The 23,566-nt window shown below is 68.9% G+C and carries 19 protein-coding genes; 9 read left to right on the top strand and 10 right to left on the bottom strand.

From position 1 onward, the window contains the following. Positions 1-246 precede the first annotated feature (246 nt). Positions 247-1,512, top strand: coding sequence for a long-chain fatty acid--CoA ligase (locus tag KF833_08910; protein ID MBX3745418.1), 1,266 nt, complete (start codon positions 247-249; stop codon positions 1,510-1,512). On the opposite strand, the gene KF833_08905 is transcribed toward KF833_08910, so the two are convergent. The 5 genes from KF833_08905 to KF833_08885 are packed head-to-tail and all read right to left on the bottom strand — an operon-like array spanning position 1,488 to position 7,632. Beyond that, positions 1,488-1,937 (bottom strand): beta-hydroxyacyl-ACP dehydratase, encoded by a 450-nt coding sequence (locus KF833_08905; GenBank protein ID MBX3745417.1) that lies wholly within the window; start codon positions 1,935-1,937, stop codon positions 1,488-1,490. The two genes, KF833_08910 and KF833_08905, sit on opposite strands and share 25 nt — an antisense overlap. 17 nt (positions 1,938-1,954) lie before the next feature. After that, a complete protein-coding gene (locus tag KF833_08900) occupies positions 1,955-2,641 on the bottom strand; it encodes an outer membrane lipoprotein carrier protein LolA (GenBank protein MBX3745416.1) in 687 nt (228 codons plus the stop codon). After that, positions 2,602-5,847, bottom strand: a complete 3,246-nt coding sequence (locus KF833_08895) for an MMPL family transporter (protein ID MBX3745415.1) — start codon at positions 5,845-5,847, stop codon at positions 2,602-2,604. Before KF833_08895 ends, KF833_08900 begins: the two co-directional genes overlap by 40 nt. Further along, positions 5,844-6,356 carry a hypothetical protein gene (locus KF833_08890; GenBank protein MBX3745414.1) on the bottom strand — a complete coding sequence of 171 codons (513 nt, stop codon included), beginning with the start codon at positions 6,354-6,356 and terminating at the stop codon, positions 5,844-5,846. The genes KF833_08895 and KF833_08890 overlap by 4 nt, the downstream gene beginning before the upstream one ends. Then, on the bottom strand, positions 6,349-7,632 hold the full coding sequence (locus KF833_08885; GenBank protein MBX3745413.1) for a tryptophan 7-halogenase: 1,284 nt from the start codon (positions 7,630-7,632) through the stop codon (positions 6,349-6,351). The genes KF833_08890 and KF833_08885 overlap by 8 nt, the downstream gene beginning before the upstream one ends. 88 nt (positions 7,633-7,720) lie before the next feature. On the opposite strand from KF833_08885, the gene hpnK reads away from it, so the two are divergent. Continuing rightward, a complete protein-coding gene (gene hpnK, locus KF833_08880) occupies positions 7,721-8,551 on the top strand; it encodes a hopanoid biosynthesis-associated protein HpnK (protein MBX3745412.1) in 831 nt (276 codons plus the stop codon). Here hpnK and KF833_08875 read toward each other — a convergent pair. Together KF833_08875 and KF833_08870 are read right to left on the bottom strand one after the other, a co-directional pair. Next, positions 8,523-9,779: a glycosyltransferase gene (locus KF833_08875; GenBank protein MBX3745411.1), complete on the bottom strand. Its 1,257-nt coding sequence runs from the start codon at positions 9,777-9,779 to the stop codon at positions 8,523-8,525. The two genes, hpnK and KF833_08875, sit on opposite strands and share 29 nt — an antisense overlap. Before the next feature lie 153 nt (positions 9,780-9,932). Continuing rightward, complete coding sequence (locus KF833_08870; GenBank protein MBX3745410.1) at positions 9,933-10,910, bottom strand: prepilin-type N-terminal cleavage/methylation domain-containing protein; 978 nt, start codon at positions 10,908-10,910, stop codon at positions 9,933-9,935. 469 nt (positions 10,911-11,379) lie between these two features. Between KF833_08870 and KF833_08865 the strand changes: the two genes are divergently transcribed. The 7 genes from KF833_08865 (at position 11,380) to KF833_08835 (ending at position 20,808) form a co-directional block, all read left to right on the top strand. Next, positions 11,380-11,607 (top strand): zinc ribbon domain-containing protein, encoded by a 228-nt coding sequence (locus KF833_08865; GenBank protein ID MBX3745409.1) that lies wholly within the window; start codon positions 11,380-11,382, stop codon positions 11,605-11,607. A 106-nt stretch (positions 11,608-11,713) separates the two neighbouring features. Continuing rightward, a complete protein-coding gene (locus KF833_08860; GenBank protein MBX3745408.1) occupies positions 11,714-12,769 on the top strand; it encodes a nitroreductase family protein in 1,056 nt (351 codons plus the stop codon). A 72-nt stretch (positions 12,770-12,841) separates the two neighbouring features. Next, positions 12,842-15,949, top strand: a complete 3,108-nt coding sequence (locus tag KF833_08855) for an ATP-binding protein (GenBank protein MBX3745407.1) — start codon at positions 12,842-12,844, stop codon at positions 15,947-15,949. 182 nt (positions 15,950-16,131) lie between these two features. Beyond that, complete coding sequence (locus KF833_08850; protein ID MBX3745406.1) at positions 16,132-16,650, top strand: phage tail protein; 519 nt, start codon at positions 16,132-16,134, stop codon at positions 16,648-16,650. Positions 16,651-16,754: 104 nt separating this feature from the next. Further along, complete coding sequence (locus KF833_08845) at positions 16,755-19,394, top strand: cadherin-like domain-containing protein (GenBank protein MBX3745405.1); 2,640 nt, start codon at positions 16,755-16,757, stop codon at positions 19,392-19,394. A gap of 28 nt (positions 19,395-19,422) precedes the next feature. Further along, the gene (locus KF833_08840) at positions 19,423-20,193 is read left to right on the top strand and encodes a PEP-CTERM sorting domain-containing protein (GenBank protein ID MBX3745404.1); all 771 of its coding nucleotides are present in this window, start codon (positions 19,423-19,425) and stop codon (positions 20,191-20,193) included. A gap of 258 nt (positions 20,194-20,451) precedes the next feature. Next, the gene (locus KF833_08835) at positions 20,452-20,808 is read left to right on the top strand and encodes a hypothetical protein (protein ID MBX3745403.1); all 357 of its coding nucleotides are present in this window, start codon (positions 20,452-20,454) and stop codon (positions 20,806-20,808) included. Between the two features lie 12 nt (positions 20,809-20,820). Here KF833_08835 and KF833_08830 read toward each other — a convergent pair whose 3' ends face one another. Genes KF833_08830 through KF833_08820 form a run of 3 tightly spaced genes read right to left on the bottom strand, consistent with a single transcriptional unit; the run spans position 20,821 to position 23,554 of the window. Next, a complete protein-coding gene (locus KF833_08830; GenBank protein ID MBX3745402.1) occupies positions 20,821-21,768 on the bottom strand; it encodes a GDP-mannose 4,6-dehydratase in 948 nt (315 codons plus the stop codon). After that, complete coding sequence (locus KF833_08825) at positions 21,765-22,508, bottom strand: nucleotidyltransferase family protein (protein MBX3745401.1); 744 nt, start codon at positions 22,506-22,508, stop codon at positions 21,765-21,767. The genes KF833_08830 and KF833_08825 overlap by 4 nt, the downstream gene beginning before the upstream one ends. Continuing rightward, positions 22,490-23,554, bottom strand: coding sequence for a glycosyltransferase family 2 protein (locus KF833_08820; protein MBX3745400.1), 1,065 nt, complete (start codon positions 23,552-23,554; stop codon positions 22,490-22,492). The genes KF833_08825 and KF833_08820 overlap by 19 nt, the downstream gene beginning before the upstream one ends. Positions 23,555-23,566 lie beyond the last annotated feature (12 nt).

Genomic DNA, 23,566 nt, shown 5'->3' with positions numbered 1-23,566 from the left:
TCCACCGGTCAGGGGCGACCCGTTCATCCCGGAGTTGGGGGGAGCGGTGCGAGCATCGGGAATCGCGGCCCCGGAGGGCCGGGATCCACGAGGCCGCAACGGTGTGGAGCGTTGGGCTGAGGACTCGCGGAGCTCGTCCCTCGGATTCGCTGCCTCCTCACCCACCACTCCGGGACGCACGGGACAGCACGGCACGGAATACACGGCACTTGCGGGCGACGCCACGATCCGTCTACCTAGACCGCAATGCTCTACGATCGGTGGCGCCAGGTCGTTCAGGCCCGATCCCGTGAGGTGGCGGTGGTGGACCTGGCGGAAGGGCAAAGTCTGACCTTCAACGAACTCGACGGCGCGGCCGGAAGGCGTCCCGCCACCGCAGGTCTGGCACTCCCGTCCGGAACCACGACCGGGTTCGTGCTGACCGTGCTGCGTGCGTGGCGGGACGACCGGCCCGTCTGCCCGTTGGACCGTGGACAGAGCCTTGACCGGATGCCGGCTGTGCCGACCGGGGTGGCGCATCTGAAGCTCACGTCGGCGACCACCGGCCCCCCCCGCCTGGTGGCCTTCACGGCGCAACAGCTCGCGGCCGATGCGGACCAGATCGTCGCCGGGATGGGGTTAAACGCCGAAAGCCCGAACCTCGGGGTCATCTCGCTGGCGCACTCGTACGGTTTCTCGAATCTCGTGCTGCCCCTGCTGCTCCACGGGATTCCCCTGATCCTCGGCGAGTCGCCCCTGCCGGAAGCAATTCGGCGGGCTGCGGTCAACCGGCCGCCCCTGACTCTTCCCGCGGTCCCGGCCCTGTGGCGAAGCTGGCACGATGCGGACGCCATTCCGGCCAATGTCCGGCTCGCGATCTCGGCCGGGGCGCCGTTGTCCGTTGCGCTCGAGGAGTCCGTCTTCCGCAGGCAGGGCCTGAAGATCCACAACTTCTACGGCGCCACCGAGTGCGGCGGGATTGCCTACGACGCCACCGCGATCCCGAGGCGCGGCGACGGAGGGGTCGGAACGACGCTGCCCGGAGTTCGTGTCGGCCTGGACCCCGATGGCTGCCTCGAAGTCAGGAGCCCGTCGGTGGCGCTCGGCTACGTGCCTCCCGAGCCCGCCCATCTCGGGCATGGACGCTACCGCTCCCGGGACGTCGCCGAACTCGACGAAGCCGGGGTGCGGTTGCTGGGGCGGCTCGGCGACCTGATCAACCTGGCGGGACGCAAGGTGGCCCCGGAGACCGTCGAGGCCGTGCTGGCCACCCACCCGGATGTCGAAGCGTGCCTGGTGTTCGGCGCACCGGATCTCCGGGATGTCCGTGAAGAGCGCCTCGTCGCCGTGATTGCACCCCGTCCGCGGGCGACGGTGTCGGAGTCGGACCTCCGCGCCCATGCGCTCCGGCGTCTGCCGGCATGGCAGGTGCCGCGCGAGTGGCGGTGGGTGGCGGCGATTCCGGTCAATGGCCGGGGCAAGGTCTCACGGCTCGCCTGGCGGCAACGCTACCTCGCGGGCGACGTGGCGTGATCGGGTGAGGCGTCGCCGGCCAGCGTCAGTTCACAACGAGCCACCGGGACGCCCCGGACATGCGCCGCGGCCCGCGCCTGGATCAGGGGTCCAAGGCGCCCGGTGACCTCGGCGGTGACCGCGACGATTTCTCCCGGAACGGCGGAACCGAGCAACCGGGCACCGCGGACCGCCGCCAGCTTGAGGTTCGTCAGGGGCACCCGGCCGGGGTCGCTCTGGGCCACGATCCCGGCGAGCTGGGCGCAGGCCTCGATGAGCAGGACGCCGGGAAAGAGGGGCGCATCCGGGAAGTGCCCGGCGAGGAACGGTTCGTCGCCGCGCACCCGGTATTCGCCGGCGCCGCGGACCCCGGGTTCGAGAGAGGTCAACCGATCGACAAAACGAAAGGACGGCCCGTGGGGAAGGCGTGACAGGGCGTGTTCCAGGCCGGGCGGCTCCCCGTTCACGGCCCCTCCCGACGCTGCGGTTCGACCACGCGAATGGCGGGGTCCAGTTCCAGCGAGAACAGGTCGGGATCCAGTGACGGATTGATCCGGCCGCCGCTGAACTCATTGAGCAGCGACGAACCGTCCGCGAAATGCATCTCCGCCGACCGCAGTTCGAGATCCGCGACGGCCAGCACGATTCGAAGGCGGCTGAGCCAGCGGCGGCCGGCGGCGGTCCGAGGTTCGAGCAGCAGGGTCACCTGATCCCCTTCGACCCGTTGCGACGCCACCCGGAACCGGCGCCGGAACGCCTCGCGGGAATCCGGGAACCCGGCCTCGAGCAGGGCAACCGCCTGACGCCACGGACCTTCGCCCGTGAGGGAGTAGCGTTCCGCCCGGCCGAGCGGCGGGTAGAGCAGGACGATCCCGTCCCCCTGGCGCACAGCCACCGATTCGACCGGCTCGCCCAATTCCCAGCGGAACCGGTCGGGGGTGGCGAACCAGACCCGACCGGTCGTGACCAGCGGTTGGGCGAGCGCCTTGAAGCTGCGGGTCTGGGTGAACCCGGCCGACCACGTCCGAACCTCCCGCCGCCGTTCCAGCCAGCGTTCCACCCAGTCCTCCGTGGCCGCCCCGGCGACGCCGGACAGCGACGCCGTCACGGTCAGGGCGAGGACGGCCAGACGGGAACGAAGTGAAACCATTGGTCCGGATGCTGCCGCAGCGCGGGCTCGAAGGCACGCAGGATGTCCTCCGTGAACCGACCCTGGTTTTCGCGCGGGCGCAGGGACGCCGCATCGTAGGGCACCGGCGGATACAACTGGGCGGCGTACCGGCCCTCGACCTCGACCATCACCGTGGGCAGCACCGTGCAACCGGTGGCGCGGGCCAGTTCGGCGACCGCCACCGACGCGGCAAAGGGACGGCCGAACCACTGCACCGCCACGGACCGGGCGGGTGGCGGCCGGTCCATGAGCAGGGCCACCACGGCGCCGTCCCGCAGCCGACGGCTGATTTCGACCGCATCGAACGGGTCCTCGCCGACGATCACCGTCTCGATCCCCCGCTGCGCCCGGGCCGCTCGGCGGTGTTCGGTGAACCCCGCTCCCGGTTCCGGGCCGCTGATGACCACCACAGGAATGCCGCGCGAGGCGAGCAACGGCGCCCCCAGTTCCCAGTTGCCCACGTGCAGGGTCACGAGGAGCACGCCCCGCCCCCGTTCCCGGGCCGCCACCAGGTGCTCCCACCCGGAGAACGTGGCGAACCAGCGGTCCACGGTTGCACCCGATTCGCAGCCCCACAGGTCCACCAGCTTTCCACCGAACCGCGCAAACACCCGCCAGGCCGCTCGCCGGGCGGCCCGGACGTCGCCATTCACCAGGGGAAGGAGATTCCCGGCCACCACGCGACGTCGTCCCGGTCGGAGGGCTGCGTAGGTCAGCGCCACCACCGCCGCCGCCCGTCGCAGCCACGGGCGGGGGAACGTCCGCGCCAGCCGGCACGCGGCCCGCCAGGTTCGCGGGCCATACAACTCCGAAGGGCGCGGATCCGCCTTCCGATGCCACCGGCGCCACCACGCGGGGAGCAGTTGGCCGGAGACGAGATAAATGCAGATCAACCCGGCCGCGCAGACGCTTCCCAGACTCGCCAGCCCGGCGTTGTTCGATCCCGACAGGGAGGCGAATCCAACCGCCGTGGTGGCGGCGCAAAGCAGGATGGCCCGGCCGACGGTGCGCTGGACCGCCGCCAGGTCCCCGCCGTGCCGCCGCAACGCCAGTTGCAGATGGATGGCGTAGTCGGTGCCCGCCCCCACGAGCAGCGGCAGGGCCATCAGGTTCATCAGGTTCCATTCCCAACCCGCCACGGCCATCCAGGCCAGCAACAGCAGCGTGCCGCCCCCCACCCCGGCCGCTGCCAGCACCACGCCGAGCACGGACCGAAACGCCAGCCACAGAAGGATCGCCCAGACCAGCGTGCACAGCCCCCCGACCCAGACCAGTCGCGAGGCCACCCGGTCGATCAATTCCTCACCCAGGCTCTCCCAGCCGCCGATCGAAATCCCGTCGCTCCGCAACGGCGCCTGCCATTCGCCCATCCCCGGGCCCGGATCGGACTGCACCATGCCCAACGCCAGCCACACGTCGCCGGTTCGGGACGTCGGGTCCCGCGCGGTGAACCGGGACAGCAGCCAGGCATTCGAGTCGCCTGCGGGCCAGGTCACACCGGTATCCGGAGCCGCGCGGACCCAGAACTCCAGGAGCGCGTCCGCCGTCCGGAACGCCTCCTCGGTGAATCCCGCCTCCAGCACGGCGGAGCGAAGGCGTTCCCGCTCGAGCCCCAGCGCGGCGAGGCGGGGACGGTTGATCGCCTGGCGTTCGGGATCCGGCCACAGCGCCGTCGGAAGCTGGTGGCGGATCGACGCTCCGGCCCGGGCAGCATCCTCCAAACGGCGTTCGGCAACCCGCAATTGCGCCGCGACGGATCCCACATCCGGCCCCGACGCCACCAACCATCGGACCCGCGTCCAGTCGGTGCCCTGCGCCCGGGCCATCTCATCCCATGCGTCCTGCGCCTCGCTGCGGCCGGGGCGCAGGGGATCGGCCGTGCGATCGATTCGCGGCCAGCCGGCCACCGCGAGAACCCCTCCGGCGACCACCGGCAGCAGGATCGTCAACACCCATGCCGCCCGGTCCGGCAGGTGCAGTCCGCGCCCGGGCGGCGCATGACTTCGATCCACCCGGATCCGTCCGGGATAGAACGCGAGCAGGATTCCCGCGCCCAGCAGGGCTCCGCCCGCCACCAGCACGCCCAACTGGACCAGCCCGGGCAGGCCGCTGAAGCCCAGCATCCCGAAGGCCGCCGCCGTGGTGGCCGCCGCCCACGCGATGCCCGGCCCCACCCGGCGCCGAACGGTATCGGGCGCCGCCTCCGGATGCGCCGCCGCCTCCTGGTACAGCACCAGGCCGAAGTCCGCGGCCAGGCCGAGCAGGATGGCCGCGAATCCGAGACTCACCGCATTGAGCCGTCCGAGCACCAGGCCGCCCGCCGACAGCGTGGCCACGAGGGTGAGTGCCAGCAGCGCGAGAAGCCAGGCCAGCGGTCGGAGGCGCCGATGCATCCAGCCGAAGGCGATCGCAATGAACGCCGCCGTACCCAGGGCGGAGCGTCGCATGTCCCGTTCCATCCCCGCGGAGATCTCGGCCGTGAAGGCGGGCCCGCCCGTGTACCGGAACTGCAGGTCCTCCTCCGGGAAGCCGCTTTGCCGCACGCCGTCCACCACCGAACGCACCTGCCGGAGCCATTCGCGGGTCTCCCGGTATCCGGCGAGCCGCGCCGGCGGCGTGACATGCACCCATCGCCACCGGCCATCGTCCCGGGCGAAGCGAAGCGGTATCGGCCCCGCTCCTTCATCCCCGCCCGGTCCCTCGAGGAGCCGCATGGGATCGTACCCGCGCCGGGCGAGGAGGTCCGGGGACAGCGCCGTAGCCAGTTCCCGACGCGCGGCGGCAAGCGTTGCCGCCAACGGGTCCGGGGCCAGGCGGGCGACGAGGCGTTCGACCTCCGCGGGTTCGCCCTGCAGCCATGCGAAGGCCACCGTCTCGATGGCGTCCTCGGGATGTTCCTCCCAGGGGGCGGTCCAGACCGCCCATCGGACCAGTCCCGGAACGCCCCTCAGGGCCTCGGCCACGGTCCGTGCGGCTTCCCGGTTGACGTCCGGATCGTCCCCTTCAATTCCCAGCACGAGGTCGCGCTGGGGAGTGAAGTGTCGATCCTGCAGCTTCAGCGCCGCCACGGTCGGAAGATCGTCGGGAAGCAGCCCGAGCACGTCCGTGTCGAGCCGTAATCGAAGCAGCCCCGCCGCCAGCAGCAGCCCCAACGCCCCGCCGATCAGCCATCGCCAGCCTCTCATGGAAGGCGGGTCCCCATCAGCCATTCGCCCGTGGTGCGATGTTCCAGCCGCCATTCCCCCTCGATCGAACCCGTCCAGTCCCATGGATCCCCCGGCGCACCGCCCGCCAGCACCCGGAGCAGCGCCGTCCACACTCCCCGGTCCGGAACCCCGCGGCTCCCCCCAATGGGCGGGAATCCGGGCCGGTTCGCCCTCCAGCGGTCGCCGTCGGATCGCGCCTCGACCAGGGTGAGGGGTCCCTTGGCGAACTGGATGTACGCACGGCGGGGCGGGGCGGACGCCGCGAGGAATTCGCCGGTCCATTCGAGGTCCGCCCCCGCCGGCTTCCACACCGCAAGGCCCCGGTGGGACTGCCAGTCCGCAGCGGTCAGGTCGATGGGATCCGGCTGCCAGGTCCGGCAGCCCGCCAGCGCCGCGAAGGGCGCGGCGACCAGCGCCCGCAACAGCGCGCGCCGCGCCAGAGGACGGACGGCGGATCGGCGGAACGGCTTGGAAACGGCGTCAGTCAAAGGTGAGTCTCGGGACCAGCGGCCAGCGCCGCTGGAGGCGGACCAGCAGGAAGAACAGGCGCAACCGCCAGCGAATCGTCCAGTTGCCCTCCAGTTCCCCCGCCAGGAAGGCGTTGACCGCGCCGGGCAACTGAAGGCGATGACGCGGTTGCAGGAACAGCTCCATGAACGGCCGCGTGTAGAAGGCCTCGACCATCCGCCAGTAGAAGCGCATGGCCCCCATCACCCGGCGTTCGTACCGGACCAGACTCCGCTCCCGCCCGCCCGGTCGCCGCGCGCAATCGAGCAGCGTCTCCGCCGCCAGTTTCCCGGAGAACATCGCGAGATACACCCCCGCCGAGAAGATCGGGTCCATGAATCCCGCCGCATCGCCCGCCCGCAGCAGCCTCCGGCCGACCAGGCGCCGGTTGACGTACGAGAAGTCCGCCGTGGTCTGCAGCGCCCCCAGCGACACGGCGTCTCCCATGCGTTCCTGCATCGGAGGCGAGCGGTCGATCGATGCCCGGAACAGATCCGCCGGCCTCACGTCCCCGCCCAGCCTCGAGGCCTCGACGACCAGGCCGACGCTGGTCCGCCCGGGCGACAACGGAATGATCCAGAACCAGGCGTCCGCGAGCCGGATGATGACGGTGTCCCCGCCGGACGGACCCGGGTCGCGCCGCACGCCGGAGAAATGGCCGAAGATGGCGACCTTGCGATGCCGCGGATGGACGATCCGGAGTCCCTCCTGGTTGCCGGTCACGTTGCCCCGTCCACTGGCATCGATGAGCCAGTCCGCCGTCAACCGGACGGTGCGCCCCCGATCATCGGCGGCCTCGACGGTCACGCCCTCAGAATCCTCATCGAATCGGCGCACCGTCCACGCCTCCCTCACGACCGCGCCCGACGACTCGGCATGCCGCAGCAGCACGGTGTCGAATGTCGCCCGGTCCACCTGGAACGCCTCGGGTTCGCGGGTGAAACAGCCTTCCCGAAAGACGAAGGCCGTGCCCGTCGAGCCGTTGCCAAGATGGAACTGGGCGCCGTATTTCCGCTGGAACCCGGCCGCTTCGAGCTGCGGCAGAACCCCCAGCGCCTCGAAGATCCCGCGGTTGTAGGGCAGGAGCGACTCGCCAATGTGAAAGCGCGGAAAGCGTTCCCGTTCGAGCACCAGCACCCGCCGCCCGGCCTTCGCCAGGAACGTCGCCGCCGTGCTCCCCGCCGGCCCGCCTCCAATCACCAGCGTGTCCCAACGGTCCTCGCTCGACACCAGCGCATTCAAGGGCCCCGGCTCCATCGGTGGCAAGCGGCGAAGCCCCAGTCCCCTTGGCTGGTCCGTCGCCAATTCGCTTCGCTCCCACCCGGCCCCGTGATTCATTCCGCCCATGGCGGCCTTGGGACGGCGGCGTTGGATCGTGAACGCGGATGACTTCGGCGTCAGCGCCTCGGTGAACGCCGCCGTGCGCGACGCCCATGACCGCGGCGTACTGACCTCCGCGAGCCTCCTGGTCAACGGAGCCGGATTCGAGGAGGCCGTGGAGATTGCCCGGGCCCGACCGGGGTTGGGAGTCGGACTTCACCTCGCCCTGGTCCAGTCCGCCGCCACCCTCCCCGCCGCGCGGATTCCGGGCCTCGTGGATTGGCGGGGACGTTTCCCTGAAAGCGGATTCCGGACCGGGTGGCGGTATTGGCAGGACCGGCGGCTGCGCCCGGAACTCGAGGCCGAGATCGGGGCGCAGTTCGAACGGTTCCATTCCACCGGCCTGACGCTCGATCATCTCGATGGACACCTGAACCTCCACCTTCACCCGGTGGTGTTCGACCTTCTCATGGTCAACCGGGACCGCTGGCGCATCCGGCACATGCGCCTGGTCCGCGATCCCCTACGGCACAACCTGCGGCTGGCCTCCGGACGCCTCCTCTCCCGCGTCCTGCTGGCGACCGCCTTCGGCGCCCTCGCCCGCCGTGCCGCACCGCGCCTCGCGGCGGCCGGCATCCGGCATCCGGACTCCGTGTACGGCCTGCTTCAGAGCGGAAGGGTGGACGAGCCGTATCTCTTGCGCCTCCTGGCGACCCTGCCGGAGGGGGATCACGAGTTGTATTGCCACCCGGATCTCGCCCCACCGCGGACCGAGTTCGAGGCCCTGGTCAGCCCGCTCGTGCGCCAGGCCCTGGTCGATAAGGGCGTCACGTTGATCCGGTACCAGGACCTGTAAGAACATCCCCTGTGCGAGTTTCCCGCCGGGCGGTCGCCGCAACGCATGCCGGCGCCTCGGTGGGCCGGGATCTCCGCCGCGCCGATCCCGATCCCACGGCAACCAGGCGCCCGCCTGCCGTCACCCGGTACCTCCGGTCCTGCCAGACCACTCCCCGTCCGATCCACGCGAAGGCCCAAATCACCGCCCGCAGCAGATCGATGCCCGGCATGCACCACACGATCCCGGCCCCCGAACGGCCACCCGTCATCCGGCGATGCAAACCCCGGGCAACCGCCAGCCTCAGCAGCGTGGCCGCCAGCAGCAATCCTGGCGCCAGAGAGGACCCCGCCATGGCGATCCCCCACAGCACGGGCCAAAGGGTCGCGTTGGCCAGAATACTGAAGGCATAGGGCACGGGTTGGCAGAACCGGATCGTCCGCGCCCACCGAAGCTGCCGGCGCCAGACCGTTCCCCAGGACAGTCCGGGAGGAACGAGGCAATCGACCACCACGGTCGCGAGTTCGACCCTCAACCCCGCCCGGCCCATGCGACGGCCCAGTTCATAGTCATCGGCGAGATGGTGCCCCACCCGGGCGAGTCCGCCGATCGAGGCCAGCGCCGACCGGCGGGTCATCACGACCGCGCCCAGCGCGAACTGGATCCGGCCAAGGGAACGTCCCTGAAGCACCTGACCCCAGAAGTCCGCATTGACCAGGAGTTCCTCGACCCGCCCCGGCCAGCCGTCGCGCGACACCACCCTGAACAGGCAATACACCAGGCCGACCGACGGATTCCGAAGCCGGGACAGCTCCTGACGCAGCAGGTCCGCCGGCGCCCGCACGTCGGCATCGGCAATGACCACCCAGGGCGTCGTCACGCACGACTCCATCTGCAGCAGCATCGCCACCTTCGGGTTCGGCACCGGCCGTTCCGGGCAGACGACCATCCGGATGTCGCGGTCCGGATGGTCCGTCCGCAGGGTTTCCACAAGGGCGACTGCTGGATCCTCCGCGGATTCCACGCCGAACAGGATCTGCATCGGACCCTCATGCTCCTGCCGCACCCAGCTCTCGAGGCATTCCCGTGTCGTCGCATCCACCCCCCGCAGCGGCTTGAGAATCGTCACCGCCTCGCTGCCCTCGAGTGGCACCCGACGTTCGTGCACCGGAAACGCCCGCGCGACGCGGTGCTGCCACGCCAGCAGGAGCAGACTCACACCGGCCGCCAGGGCGAGGACGATTTCCATGGGCAAGACTCCGTCCCGCACGGGTCGGATCGAGCCGAGAAACGCACACCGCACCGTCCCGTGGCAAGCGGCCCCTGCCCAGCCTGATCCAGTCCAATCCTTACAGGCCTCTTGTGGAGCATGGCCTTGCGCCTTGGACGACGGGAGAACGAGTCACTGAGCCGGTCTCATCGGACGCCTGGAGACCGGTTCATAAGACCGATGCCAGCGAACATTCCACATCGCCTCAAGGGGTACCTGACGGACATGGCCGTCGAAGAAGCCCACATTGGAAGCCCCGGGCAGGCGCTGCCCGGGTTCCCAACGTTCCGGGATCCGGGCCGGACGCCGCCCGTGACGGCAGAGAAGCGTGCGATCGATCCCCGTGCTTGAAGTCCCCAAGCCGGGCAAGGAAACCATGGGGTGGACATCCGGAACATGTTTCCAGGTCGGCGGGAACTCCGGGCCGGGCTGTGGTCTTGGCTGGGGAAGGTAACTCGACGCAATGTTATCGGACAGCAATGGGGTGTTCGAGGGCTGAAGGATCCCGAGTTCGGTCATGAAGGAATGCGTCGGGATCGGGACGGTCAGCATGCTTCCGTAGGCGGGTTCGTGGAATTGATCGAAAGTCCGGAACAGATGGAGATTGAGGCCGTAACTGCCGACGGTCACATGGTCCGGATCCGGAACGGGCGTACCCGGACGCAGTCGCCACGCGCCGTTCCCCCAGGCCTGATCGACGCGCCCCCAGTAGGGGCCAAAAGGCGCCTGCCGGTCCAGGCGCGGAGGTGCACTGGGGCAGATCCACACCTTCCCGCGTCCCACCGTCGCAAAGTACCAATCCGCCACCGCCGGTTCATCCAGCCGATCCCCGGGGTCCTCATCGAGGGCGAGGCGGTGGGAAAGGGTGATCTGTCGCTGATTGCTGAGGCACTGGACGCCGTGGGCGGTGTGGCGGGCCCGGCCGAGGGCGGGAAGGAGCAGACTGGCCAGGATCGCAAGGATTGCGATCACCACCAGCAGTTCGATGAGCGTGAAGGCATCCGGAGGACGATTCGAAACACGGGACCCGACTCCCCAATTCCCCAGCCGCCGCCGCCGGGGCGCTGCCCTTTGAACGACGAAGCGCAAAGGTTGAGGCAGCCCGGGCATTTCATCGGCTCGTATCCGAAAACGGAAAACGGCTGTCAATGGTTTTCCGTGTTCCCAGATGCGTCCGATGCGCCCGGGAGGGCGGGCAGGGTCTTTGGCATGGTCCCCAAGGATGACCTGAGGCTTTTGATCAACGCCGACCTTCAACCCGCTCCCGAAGAGCGGCGCATCCGACATTCCCAGAACTCTTGGAACCCGCCCAAACCACCCCTCGCATGACTCGTACTCAGCCCGAAGGGCGGTACTCGTACTCGTCATCGATCCCGCAGGCGCACCTCTTCATTGGGGACTCGCAGAGCTCGTCCCTCCGATTCGTTGCCTCCTCACCCACGACTCCGGGATGCACGGGATCGGCGTCAGCAAGGGGGGTGATCCCCCGGTTGACCCCCGGGGCCCTTCATGGGTATCTACCCTTCGCGCCGCGCCCCGGGGCCGGCCACCTGAAACCCTTTCATTGCCCAGGCTGACCATGACCACCTACGTGTACGAGATCGTCCCACAGAACCCCGGCGATGCCCCCCGCCATGTCGAGATCCGGCAAAGCATGAAGGACGAGCCCCTGACCCGGCATCCCGAGACCGGCGAACCGATCCGACGGGTCGTCTCCGGTGGTCTGGGCCTGATGGGAACCCGCTCGGCCGAACCGGCGCCGAGTTCGGGTCATTCGTGCTGCAGACGCTCCAACTGCTGCGGCTGAGCCCCGCCGCCGTCGGGGCACGCCTTCCCGACTCGTCCCCGTTTCGCCCCAGACTGCTTGTTCAAACCTTCCGGGCGGCGGAAAAAGGGTTCAACCCTCCCGCCCCATGAACGCGCACCTTCAGGCCTGGGCCATCCCCGCGGAAGCGTTTCCCAGCGACGGCTTTCTGTCGGACCGACTCGAGTTTCTCCTCCGCTACGCCATCCTCGCGCCGTCGCCGCACAACACCCAGCCCTGGCTCTTCCGCCTCAACTACAACGACGTCGAGATCCTTGCCGACCCCGGCCGGCTCCTCCGCGTCGTGGACCCGCACGGCCGTCAGCTTCACCTCGCCTGTGCGGCGGCCCTGTTCAATCTCCGCGTGGCCGCCGAGTACTTCGGGCAGGGCTGGACCGCCGACATCCTTCCGGACCCCGCCCATCGAACCTTCCTCGCCCGCTTCACGCTTCATGCCAGCATCGACACCAGCGCGGAGGACGTCCTGCTTTTCCACGCCCTGACCCGCCGCCGCACCCATCGCGGCCCGTTCCAACCGGACCCTCTGCCCCGCGACCTTCCCGGGGAACTTGCCCAGGCCGCCTCCCGGGAAGGGGCCTGGTTGTCCGTCATCGACGCCGAAGACGGTCGCCACGCCCTCGCGGAACTCATCTCGGAAGCCGACCGGCTCCAATGGGCCGACCCTGCGTTCCGTCGCGAACTCGCCGAGTGGCTTCGTTCCGACGAATCCCGGCCCGATGGCATCCCGGTCCGCGAACTCGGCATCCATGACTGGATGGCCTTCGCCGGACCCGCCCTGATCCGGACCTTCGACCGTGGGAAGGGCCAGGCCGCCCGCGATGCCGACATCGCCGTTCACTCGCCCGCCCTTGCTGTCCTGGGCACCGCCGAGGACGATCCCCGCGCCTGGATGGCGGCGGGACAGGCTCTGCAAAGCGTCCTGCTCCGCGCCCAGTCGGCGGGAATCGCGGTCTCGCATCTCAATCAACCCATCGAGATCGATGCCCTGCGATCCCGGGTGGCCCAGCTTGCGGGTCGGGAAGGCCATCCCCAGGTGCTGCTTCGTCTCGGGTACGGCGCCGGGGTGCCGCCCACCCCCACCCCGCGTCGCGAGCTGCACCGCGTGCTGTTGGCCCAGGACACTTCGAAGGCACCGCCTCACTGACCGCTCCCGACGACCCGTGCTGCCGGCCTGTTTGGGTTGCCTGCCGGCTCGCGGGTCCGCGAATCTCCCGCGATGATCCCGGCTCGGCGGACAACCTGCCCCCTCCGGCTTGCCGCGCTCCTTGGCATCCTCCCTGCCGCCTTCTCCTCCGAGCCCCCGCGGACACGGCTCGCCGACGAGTTTCTGCCTCGTCCTTACACCAAGGAACACGGCCTGCCCGACAACGAGGTGCGCTCCATTCTTCAGACACGGGACGGTTCCCTCTGGGTCGTCACCCAGCGCGGGGTGGCGCGGTTCGACGGATTGCGCTTCGTCAATTTCGAGCGGATTCACGCTCCGGAGATCGAGGACGAACACCTGCATCACCTGGCGGAGGACTTCGACGGCCACCTCTGGATCGGTGCCCGCGATCGCCTGCTCCTCTACTCGGAATACCGGTTCCGTGCCTGGCGACGCTCGGAGGGCTGGCGACCCGGCGCGGTCCTGTGCCTCGAACCCAGCCGCAAGGGAGGGGTCTGGAGCGGCGCCCAGGGGATTCTCGCCCACACCAACCGTGATCGGTCGGAGTGGTTCGGTGAGGAGATCGGACTGGACCCGGGCCATGCCATCTTTGCCCTGAACGAATGCCCCGCGGGAACGCTCTGGATCGGCACCATGGCCGGGCTTTACCGGCTGGATCCCGGGCATGCCCGCGCCGAACCCGCCGATCCCGTCCCGCGTCCACCCGGCCACCTCCTTCCCACGGTCGCGCTGCATCGCAACCGGGCCGGAGATCTCTGGGCGCTGTTCACCGATCTGGATCCGGCCAAGGCCTACCACGGCACCAACGCATGGCTAGGCCGGCTCCGAGAGGGGCGGTGGGAACGCCATCCCGCCTCGGACACCTTTCCCATCACTCAGGGACCCCAGGTCATCCTGGAAGACAGCCGCGGCGATGTCTGGCTCTCCGCGACGGGAGATCGGATTCGCCGCGTCCGGAACGGCTCCGTTCAGCCTCTCGATCTTGATCTGCCCGACGGCCCGGACGGTGTGATGTGCCTCCATGAAGACGGCGAGGGCAACCTCTGGATGGGAACCGGCTGGAGCGGCCTCTGGCGCTGGCAACCGCGACGGGTCACCACCCGCACGGTTCTCGCCGGTCTTCCCCATGACAACACCTGGACCCTCTGCCAGACCTCCGACGATGCCGTCTGGATCGGCACCGATGGCGGCCTCGCCCGCCTGGACGAGGGCACCGTACAAACCTGGACCGCCTCGGACGGACTCGCTCGCGCTCATATCCGGGCCCTGGCCGTCGATCCCGATGGCACCCTCTGGATCGGCACAGGTTCCGGCCTGCATTCCCTGCGCGATGGCCAGCTTCACGATCACCCGTTCCCGGGAGAATGGTTCGACGGCAAGATCCGCGCCCTCCTGGCCTCGAAGGACGGCTCCCTCTGGGTGGCCACCGCAACCGCCCTGCACCGCCTCCAGGGGGCGTACCGAACCACCTTCAACACCGCCGACGGACTGGCCCACCCGGACGTCCGGGCCCTCCACGAAGAGGCCTCGGGCACCCTCTGGATCGGCACCTTCGGAGGGGGTCTGCAACGCCTGGACCAGGAGGGGTTCCGGACTTACGACACGGCCGACGGCCTTTCCGATCCCTACGTCTGGGCCCTCCACGAAGATGCCGATGGCACCCTCTGGATCGGCACGGCCTCCGGCCTCAACCGCCTCCGCCATGATCGGCTCACCGCCTTCTCCACCCGGCATGGGCTGCCGGACAACCTCGTGAACTTCATCCTCGAAGACCACCTCGGCCGGCTCTGGATCAGCCACGATCGCGGCATCTACCGGGTCGCCCGCGCCGAACTCAATGCCGTTGCCGAAGGTCGTGCCCACCAGGTCCGCTGTGTGTCGTACACCACCGCAGACGGGCTTCCCAGCGAGGAAACCAACGGCCAGAAGAGCTATCCCGCCGGCCTCAGGGCCCGTGACGGGCGCCTCTGGTTCCCCACCACCCGCGGCGTCGTCATCTTCGATCCCGCACTTCATCACGAGGAATCCGCCCCGCCCGCCTCCGTCATCGAACAGGTCCGCGCCACCGGCACCCTCGTCCACAACACCCTCCCCCGTGATCCGTTTGCACCACCCCCGACGATGCTGCCCCGTCACCGGGACGGACTCCCGCGTCTGCCAGCCGGAAGCGGGCGGGTCATCGAGTTTCAGTTCACGGCCAATACCTTCGTCAGCGCCGACCACGCCCGCTTTCGGTGTCGTCTTGTCGGGCTCGGCGAGGAATGGCTCGATCTGGGCACCCGGCGCGAGGCCTTCTTTACCAATCTCGATCCGGGCCGGTACCGCTTCGAGTTGATCGCCGCCAACCACCACGGCGTCTGGCAGGACATCCCCGCGGTGTTCGCCTTCCACCTCGCCCCGGCCTTCCATCAAACCGCCGCCTTCCGGACCGCCGGCGCCGCGGCCATCGTTCTCTCGGTCGTCGCATTCCTCCGCTGGCGGACCCGTGCCTGGCGCGAACGCCAGCAGCTCGAACAGGCCCTCGCCCTCGCCCGCGAACGCGCCCGTATCGCCCAGGATCTGCACGACAACCTCGGTGCCAACCTCACCCAGCTCTCCCTCATGGCCAACCTCAGCGGTGGTGACCCCGTGGAACCTCACTCCCTACACGAACGTTTCCGGCACCTGTCCCATCATGCCCACCAGACCATCCACGCCCTCCGCGACCTTCTCTGGCTCGCTCATCCCCGCCACGACACCGTCGCAAGCCTCGTCCACCGCCTTTCCCAGCACGTCCAGAACGCCCTCACCCCTGCCGGCATCCGCTGCCGGATTCATGTCCCTCCCTCCCTCCCCGACGCCCCGCTCCCCCCCGACCAACGCCATCACCTCTTCCTCGCCATCAAGGAACTCGTCACCAACATCCTCAAGCACGCCCGCGCCACCGAAGCCCGCTTCGTCGTCCAGAGTCAGCCATCCGTACTCCGGCTCGAACTCCACGACGACGGCCGGGGATTCGATCCCGCGCCGGCATCCCTCCCAGGCCCGACGGGCTACGGCCTCGAAAACGTCCGCTCACGCATCTCCCAGCTCGGCGGCCGCTTTCATCTCACCAGCACCGCCGGTCATGGCACATGCGCCCGCATCGAGGTTCCAGTCCCTGTTTCCTCCGTCAGATGACGTAGTTCCTTTGCCTATCTCGGGGAGGAAAGCGTGAAACGGGAGAATTAGGACTCGACACGGCGTGCGTTCCCCGGACTTATACGTTTCCACCAAGGAGCGCCGGTCTTCCCTTCCTTCGAAGGTCGTCTTCCGTGCGTTGCATCACGCGTCATCCCCATCCCCATCCATCCCTGCTTACCATGGAACAACTCATCGGAGAGATCCGCATGTTCGCCGGCAACTTCGCGCCCCGAGGCTGGGCGTTCTGTGACGGTCAACTCCTGCCCATCGCCCAGAATGCCGCCCTGTTCTCCCTCCTGGGCACCACCTACGGCGGCGACGGCCGTACCACCTTCGCCCTGCCGGATCTCCGCGGCCGCCTCCCGATGCATCCCGGCAATGGCCCCGGGCTCACCCCACGGACCCTCGGTGAATCCGGCGGCTCTGAGTCTGTGACCCTGATGGCCTCCCAAATGCCCGCTCACAACCATTCGGTGGGCTGTCACAGCAACGCCGACCAGGCCGCCCCGGCCGGCCATCTCCCCGCCACAGAAGTCTCCGGCGCCGCCCCCATCTACTCGGATCAGCCCGCCGACGGCACCATGAACCCCGCCATGATCGGCCTGGCCGGCGGCAGCCAGCCCCATGACAACATGTCTCCGTTCCTGTGCGTCTCCTTCATCATCGCCCTGGAAGGCATCTTCCCGTCGCGGAACTGATCCCGTATTCGACGCATCCCCTCATCCGGAGGGACGAGCTCCGCGAGTCCACAACGCCATGCACCACCCCCTTGCGGCCTCGTGGAACTCGGCCCTCCGAATTCATGCCCTCGATTCCCTTCGACCTCATGACTCCGCCTGATCCGGAGAAACGCGCTCCCACGGGGCTTCTCCTGTTCGCCATCGCGTTCCTGTTGGCGATGAGCCAGGCGACACCCGCTGCCGCCGCCACGCTCTACTTCACCCAGGCCAGCGGCACCGCATCCCTGGATGCCCTCAAGTCCGCCAATCTGGATGGCTCCAGCCTGACCACGCTCGCTTCCGATTCCGGCAACTTCATCCAGCCCAGAGGCCTCGCCATCGACGCCGCCAACGGCCATGTGTACGTCGCCGATGCCTCGGTCACCGGCGCGGGGATCGTACGCTACAACCTCGACGGCTCCGGCCGCACCGTGATCGTCGCCCCTACCGCCACGGCCCTTTACAACGGCGTGACCGTCGGCGGCGGCAAGCTGTACTTCACCCAAGGCAGCGGTACGAGCTCTCTCGATGCCCTCAAGTCCGCCAATCTCGATGGCTCAGGGATCGTCACCCTCGCCTCGGACTCCGGCAACTTCACCCAGCCCAACGGCATCGCGCTCGACCTCGCCAACAGCCACCTCTACCTCGCCGACACCCTCGGCATTCTGCGCTACAACCTCGACGGGACAGGCCGCACGGTGGTCATTGCCCCCACCGCCTCGGCGACCTACTCCGACGTGGCGGTCGCCGGTGGCAAGCTCTACTTCACCCAGGGCAGTGGCACGTCCTCCCTCGACGCCCTCAAGTCCGCCAATCTCGACGGCTCGAGCATCGTCACCCTCGCCTCCGACGCCGCCCACTTCGCCCAACCCAGCGGCGTGACCGTGGACACCGTCAACAACCACCTCTACGTCGCCGACGGGAGCCCCCCAACGGCAGGCCAGGGCCTGTTGCGCTACAACCTCGACGGGACGGGCCGCACGCAAATCGTCGCCCCGGTGACTTCCGCGACCTTTCAGATGGTCGCCATTTACCGCCCCCCGCCGCCCAATCCTCCCTCCACCCCCGACCTCGCCGCCGCCAGCGATACCGGCGCGTCCTCGACCGACAACATTACCGCGGACAACACCCCGACGTTCATTGGTACCGGACCCGCCGGTGCCACGATCACCGTCTCGAGCAGCGTCCACGGCACAGTGGGCAGCGGCCCCGCCGACGGCAGCGGCAACTGGTCCGTCACCACCTCCACCCTTTCCGACGGCACCCATCTCATCACCGCCACCGCCACCACCGGCGCCGGCACCAGCGTCCCGTCCGACGCCCTTTTCGTCACCATCGACACCCTCCCGCCCACGGTCCTCATCGGCGCCCCGTCCCTTTCCCAGACCACGGCCGGCGGGGGTCCGGTGACTTACACAATTTCCTACGGTGGCGCGCACTCCGTCAGTCTCGCTACCGGGAACATCACCCTCAACACCACCGGATCCGCCGCCGCCACCACCGTCGAGGTCACCGGCTCCGGAGCCGCCGCACGGACGGTCACGCTCTCGGGGTTGTCCGGGGTCGGCACGCTTGGGCTCTCCCTGGCAGCGGGAACCGCCACCGACCTCGCGGGGAATTCCGCGCCCGCTGCCGGGCCCGGGGACACCTTCCATCTACTGGGTCTCGATTTCGGCGACGCCCCCACCGCCGCCCAGTCCGGCTTCGCCTCGAGTTATCCCGTGCTCCTTGCCCACGACGGCGCCCGTCATCGCATCCCTCCCGGAGGCGCCACCCTCCACCTCGGAACCGTGCCCCTGGATGCCGAACCGGACGGACAACCCGATGCCACGGCGACCGGCGACGACCTCGCCGACACCGCGGACGAGGACGGTGTCTCGCTCCCCGTCTCCTTTCCCGGGGGGCTGGCGGTCAATCTGACCGTGACCGTGACCGGCTCCGGCACGCTCAACGCCTGGATCGACTGGAATCGGGACGGCGACTGGAACGACGCCGGTGAACAGGTCTTCACCGACCTCGCCCTGTCCGAGGCCGGCAATCCCCACGTCCTGGCCGTCAGCGTCCCGTCCGGCGTCGTCAGCGGCGTCACCTTCGCCCGGTTCCGGTTCAGTTCCGTGGCCGGCCTCAGTCCCCTCGGCGAAGCCTCCGACGGCGAGGTCGAAGACTATGCGCTGACCCTTCTCGCCAATGGGGTTCCCACCGCAGGCACCGACACGCTCCAGACCGACGAAGGCGCGCCGTCGGCCGTCTTTGTCGCCAAACTCCTCGTCAACGACACCGATCCCGACGGAGACGCGCTCTCGATCACGGCCGTTGATGCCACCAGCACCGCGGGCGGAACCGTGGCCCTCTCCGATGGCGTGGTCACCTACACGCCCCCAGCCGATTTTTCCGGCGACGACTCATTCACCTACCTGCTCTCCGATGGCCGCGGCGAAACGGCCGTCGGCACCGTCCTCGTCAACGTGCGCGATGCGGAGGCCGCCGGCGACAATCCCGCCCGCGTGGTCCCGACTGAAGATGGGTTCCTGATCCGTTTCGCCGGCATCCCCGGCGTCGCCTACCAGGTCCAGTGGTCGGATAACGTGAACGGTCCCTGGCTTCCCCTCGGCGATCCCGCCACGGCGGATGCCCAGGGACGCATCGAGGTCGAAGACACCACTGCGCCCCAGCCGAACCTGCGATTCTACCGGATCATTCCGCTCCCCGGCGCGCCCTCCTGAACCGACTTACCCCCTGCCGCCCCTCGCCATGAACGCGCCCGCCTCCCATTATCCCAGGCCTGCCGAAAGCCCGTCCTACCGCGTGTCCGCTGTGCCCCGGCGGACCTGGTCGTCTGCCGCGCTGGCGGCCGGGCTTCTTCTCCCGATCGCCCTCTGCGCCCAGGTCATCCTCGAATCCCAGTCGTACACCCCGGGCCTTGCGGTCCCCGACGGCTCGCTGGTCGGCATCTCCCACACGATCCAGTTTCCCGCCACCATCGCCGATATCACCGGGGTGTCGGTTGAACTCGAGATCACGGGCGGGTTCACCGGCGACTTCTATGCCTACCTGCAACACGACACGGGTTTCGCCGTATTGCTGAACCGCCCTGGCCGCACCTCGAACACGGGCCTCGCCAGCCTCGGCTACCTGGATTCGGGCTTTCAGGTCTCCTTCGCCGACGACGCCGCAAACGGCGACATCCACTTCTACCAATCGGTCAGCGACCCGGCCGGGGGCGCTCTCACCGGCCTGTGGCAGCCGGATGCCCGCGCCACCAGTCCCCTGTCGGTGGTTGGCACCGAACCCCGGGACGCCCTCCTCGCCTCCTTCGTCGGACTCGCGTCCGGCGGTGCCTGGACCCTGTTCGTTGCGGACCTTTCGCCGGGAGGTGTGGGCACCCTGGATGCCTGGAGCCTGCACGTCACGGGAGTCGCCGTTCCCGAACCTCGCACCCTGGTGTCCCTGGCCGGAATGGCGCTCCTTGCGATGGCGGTCCTGCGTCGTCGGACTGGGACACGGCGCGAACCGGTAGGTTGAGCTCCGGGAGTCCGCAATCCATCGCACCGCTCGCTCGCGGCCTCCTGGAACTCGGCCCTCCGATTTCACACCCCAGCTCCACCCTTCGGAGGGACGAGCTCCGCGAGTCCTCAAGCCATTGCACCACTCCCCACGACTCAGGGATGCACGGGTCGTGATTGGCCATGGCCGATGTGCCCTTGGACCGACAGGTGCACCGTGCTAGCCTGCTGCGGAATCCCGGGAGGCATTCCCAACCGGACAACGGAGCAACCGACCATGAGCGACTGCAAGATTCACCCTGACCACGCCCACCAGCACGGACCCCACTGCGGCCACGTCGCCGTCGAACACGCCGGACACGTCGATTATCTCCACGATGGGCATCTCCATCATCCCCACCAGGGGCACGTCGATGAACACGTCATCGAGGTGGACGCCCAGCATCCCGACCGGTGCACTCCCGATCACCAGTGCGCCGGGCACGAAAAGGGCCATGTCCACGGGCCGGGCTGCGGTCACCCGGCGGTGCCGCACGGGGATCATGTGGACTACCTGGTGGACGGCCATCTCCATCACCCCCACGGCGACCACTGCGACGACCATGGCGCGGTGAAGGTTGTTTCGGGTGGTTGAAGAGCCCTGGCTTCACCTTTCGGAGCGGAACCATTCGATGGTCCGGCTCAATCCTTCGCGGAGCGGCACCTTGGGTTCCCATCCGAGCAGGGCGCGGGCACGTCCGGCATCGGCGACCATCCGCCAGATTTCGGTGGGCCGGTAGGGCAGGGCCCCGATCTCGATCGGCGAGGTGGTGCCGGTCAGTTCGGCAATCAGCATCACGAGATCGCGGATGGGGACTTCAACGCCGGTGGCAAGGTTGAGAGGACCTTCGATCGGGTGGGGATGGAGGGCGGCGCGAACCAGGCCGTCCACGATGTCGGTGACGTAATTGAATTCGCGGGTCTGTTCGCCGCGGGTGGTCCGGACGGGAATCCCGCGCAGGCATTGGTCGATGAGTTCCGGGATGACGGCCTTGCTGCTCTGGGAGGGTCCGAAGACGTTGAAGGGGCGGACGATGACGATGGGGAAGCTGCCGGCGACGCGCTGTTTCATGCGGCAATAGAGTTCGCCGGCGTACTTGGTGATGGCGTAGGGCGACAGCGGGTCGGGCGTCATCTTCTCGACAAACGGCACGGCGGTCTGATGGCCGTACACCTCGGACGTGGACATGTACACGAAGCGGTCCACGGGCCCGCAGGTGTCGAGGACATTGGCGGTGCCCTTGGCGTTGACGTCGAAGCACTCCTCGACCTGGGTGAAGCTCTGTCCGACGTGGTTGTAGGCGGCGAGATGGAAGAGGATGTCGGGTTTCCACTGCCGGACCTGTTCGAGGGCGCCGCGATTGCGGAGATCGGCCTCGATGATATCGAGGTCGTCCCACCAGGCGCGGAGACGCTCGTTCTTCACGACATTGCCGTAGCGCACGGTGACGGCCACGCGGGCGCCGTCGTCGAGGCAGCGGCGCGCGAGGTGGCTGGGGATGAAGCCGGAGCCGCCGGTGATGACGACGCGGCGGCCGTGGAGGGAGGGGTTCATGGGACGGTGATCATCCGGGCGAGCTGCCGTTCGGCGAGGGCGCGGTCCTGTTCGGTGTTGACGGTCAGGTGGCGGCCTTCGTGCCGGTGGGCGTACAGGCGGCCGGTGGCAGCGAGGCGGGCCAGGAAGGCGGGCATGTCGGAGCCGCGTTCGAGCGGGTGCCAGGCGGCGGGTTCGAGGACGAGGTAGCCAATGTTGATCCAGTAGGGGAGGACGGGTTTCTCGCGAAAGCGGTCGATCCGCCCGTCGTCATCGGTGTCCACGACCCCGTACGGGCTCTCGAATGGAAACGTGGCGAGCGTGGCGAGGGCGTTCCGGCGGCGATGGGCGTCGAGGAGGGCGGAAAGGTCCACGTTGGCCAGGGTGTCGCCGTAACACACCAGCGCCCGGCCTGGCACGTGGGGCTGCGCGTCCAGCAACCGGTCGGTCATGCTGGCGTCACCCGAGTCCACCACCCGGATTCCCACGGACTCCGGGAACTGGGCGGCGAGAAAGGTCCGGATCATTTCCGCGCGGTACCCGACGCAGAAGACGAAACGTTCGATGCCGCCGGCGCGGAGGGACTCGATCAGGTGCTGGAGGATGGGCTTGCCGGCGAGCGGGACCAGGGGTTTCGGGCAATTCTCGGTCAGGGGCCGCAGGCGTTCTCCCTTGCCCCCGCACAGAAGTATTGCCGTCAGGTCCTCCACACCGCCGATTGCAGCCCTGCCGGGCGCGGAGGTCAATGATGCCGTCGCCATGGAGCGTGGCGGATGGCGCGGCAATGGTCATCGAAGGTGCCCGCCGTCCGGGCCAGAACCGCCCAGCGCCCGAGAGCCTGTTCCACCTCGAGGATGCGCGGGTCGCCTTCCCCCCCGCGACGCCGCCAGGTCCGGGGCCAATGGGCCATCCAGCGCGGCAGGATCCGGAGTTCGCGCAGCACCGCCATGAGCCAGGTCCGGCGCCACGCGGGCACGCCACGCCATTTCGGGTCGAGTTCGTGCCAGTACGGATCGAGGAAGGTGGCGCCGAATCCCCGGTTGAGCCGGCGCAGGTAGGTCCATTCGAGGCGGGACCGCGGAATCCAATGGTCGAGGCGCAGACCGGGATCGTACCACAATTGCCAGCCGGCCAGCCGGAGGGCCAGGCAGAGTTCGGTGTCTTCGCCTGCCTCCAGCCGGCCCAGGGTGCGCCCCATCGACAGGGGTTGGAAACCGCCCTCGCGAAGCGTTTCGAGGGCGGACCGGCGGAGGACCAGACCCGCACCCCAGAGTTGGGAACGTGGGCCGGGTTCGTCCGGCCCCCCTCCGCCCTGCGGACCGACGGCGTAGGCATGGGCATGCCTCGGGAACCAGTCCGGGGGCGGGACCTCGCAGACGGCTTCCGACCGGCCTCCGCAGGCGGCCACCTCGGGATGGTCCGTCATGAGGCGTGCCGCCCGCTCGAGGTAATCCGGGGCAAGCCAATTGTCGTCGTCGATGAAGGCCACCAGTGGCCAGCAGGATTCACGCAGCCCGCATTCCCGGGCCCGTCGCAGGCCTGGGTTCGGCTCCGTCACCACCCGCAACCGGGCCGGGGCCCCCGGGGGCCAGCCGCTCCGGGCGGTTGCGGCGGTGTCGTCGGTGGATGCGTTGTCGATGACGAGCACCTCCCAGGGCAATCCGGGCGGGGTCTGTTGCGCGGCGAGATGCCGCAATGTCGCGGGCAGGCGCGCGGCGGCATTGTGGGCGCAGACCAGCACACTGATCCCGGAGGTCTCCGAAGGCATCGAGGGGCTCACCCTGCCGATGCGGAAGGAGGGGCTCAAGCCGGGGGGAAT

The organism is Verrucomicrobiia bacterium (genome assembly GCA_019634625.1).
GTDB lineage: Bacteria > Verrucomicrobiota > Verrucomicrobiia > Limisphaerales > CAIMTB01 > CAIMTB01.
The sequence above is the reverse complement of the archived record's forward strand: the minus strand, read 5'-3'. Positions and strand labels throughout refer to the sequence as shown.

Excerpts from the sequence above, each read along its gene's own strand:
- KF833_08910 (MBX3745418.1), top strand. The coding sequence starts at position 247 with ATGCTCTACGATCGGTGGCGCCAGGTCGTTCAGGCCCGATCCCGTGAG.
- KF833_08900 (MBX3745416.1), bottom strand. The coding sequence starts at position 2,641 with ATGGTTTCACTTCGTTCCCGTCTGGCCGTCCTCGCCCTGACCGTGACG.
- KF833_08895 (MBX3745415.1), bottom strand. The coding sequence starts at position 5,847 with ATGAGAGGCTGGCGATGGCTGATCGGCGGGGCGTTGGGGCTGCTGCTG.
- KF833_08885 (MBX3745413.1), bottom strand. The coding sequence starts at position 7,632 with ATGGAGCCGGGGCCCTTGAATGCGCTGGTGTCGAGCGAGGACCGTTGG.
- hpnK (MBX3745412.1), top strand. The coding sequence starts at position 7,721 with ATGGCGGCCTTGGGACGGCGGCGTTGGATCGTGAACGCGGATGACTTC.
- KF833_08875 (MBX3745411.1), bottom strand. The coding sequence starts at position 9,779 with ATGGAAATCGTCCTCGCCCTGGCGGCCGGTGTGAGTCTGCTCCTGCTG.
- KF833_08870 (MBX3745410.1), bottom strand. The coding sequence starts at position 10,910 with ATGCCCGGGCTGCCTCAACCTTTGCGCTTCGTCGTTCAAAGGGCAGCG.
- KF833_08865 (MBX3745409.1), top strand. The coding sequence starts at position 11,380 with ATGACCACCTACGTGTACGAGATCGTCCCACAGAACCCCGGCGATGCC.
- KF833_08860 (MBX3745408.1), top strand. The coding sequence starts at position 11,714 with ATGAACGCGCACCTTCAGGCCTGGGCCATCCCCGCGGAAGCGTTTCCC.
- KF833_08855 (MBX3745407.1), top strand. The coding sequence starts at position 12,842 with ATGATCCCGGCTCGGCGGACAACCTGCCCCCTCCGGCTTGCCGCGCTC.
- KF833_08850 (MBX3745406.1), top strand. The coding sequence starts at position 16,132 with ATGGAACAACTCATCGGAGAGATCCGCATGTTCGCCGGCAACTTCGCG.
- KF833_08845 (MBX3745405.1), top strand. The coding sequence starts at position 16,755 with ATGCCCTCGATTCCCTTCGACCTCATGACTCCGCCTGATCCGGAGAAA.
- KF833_08840 (MBX3745404.1), top strand. The coding sequence starts at position 19,423 with ATGAACGCGCCCGCCTCCCATTATCCCAGGCCTGCCGAAAGCCCGTCC.
- KF833_08835 (MBX3745403.1), top strand. The coding sequence starts at position 20,452 with ATGAGCGACTGCAAGATTCACCCTGACCACGCCCACCAGCACGGACCC.
- KF833_08830 (MBX3745402.1), bottom strand. The coding sequence starts at position 21,768 with ATGAACCCCTCCCTCCACGGCCGCCGCGTCGTCATCACCGGCGGCTCC.
- KF833_08825 (MBX3745401.1), bottom strand. The coding sequence starts at position 22,508 with ATGGCGACGGCATCATTGACCTCCGCGCCCGGCAGGGCTGCAATCGGC.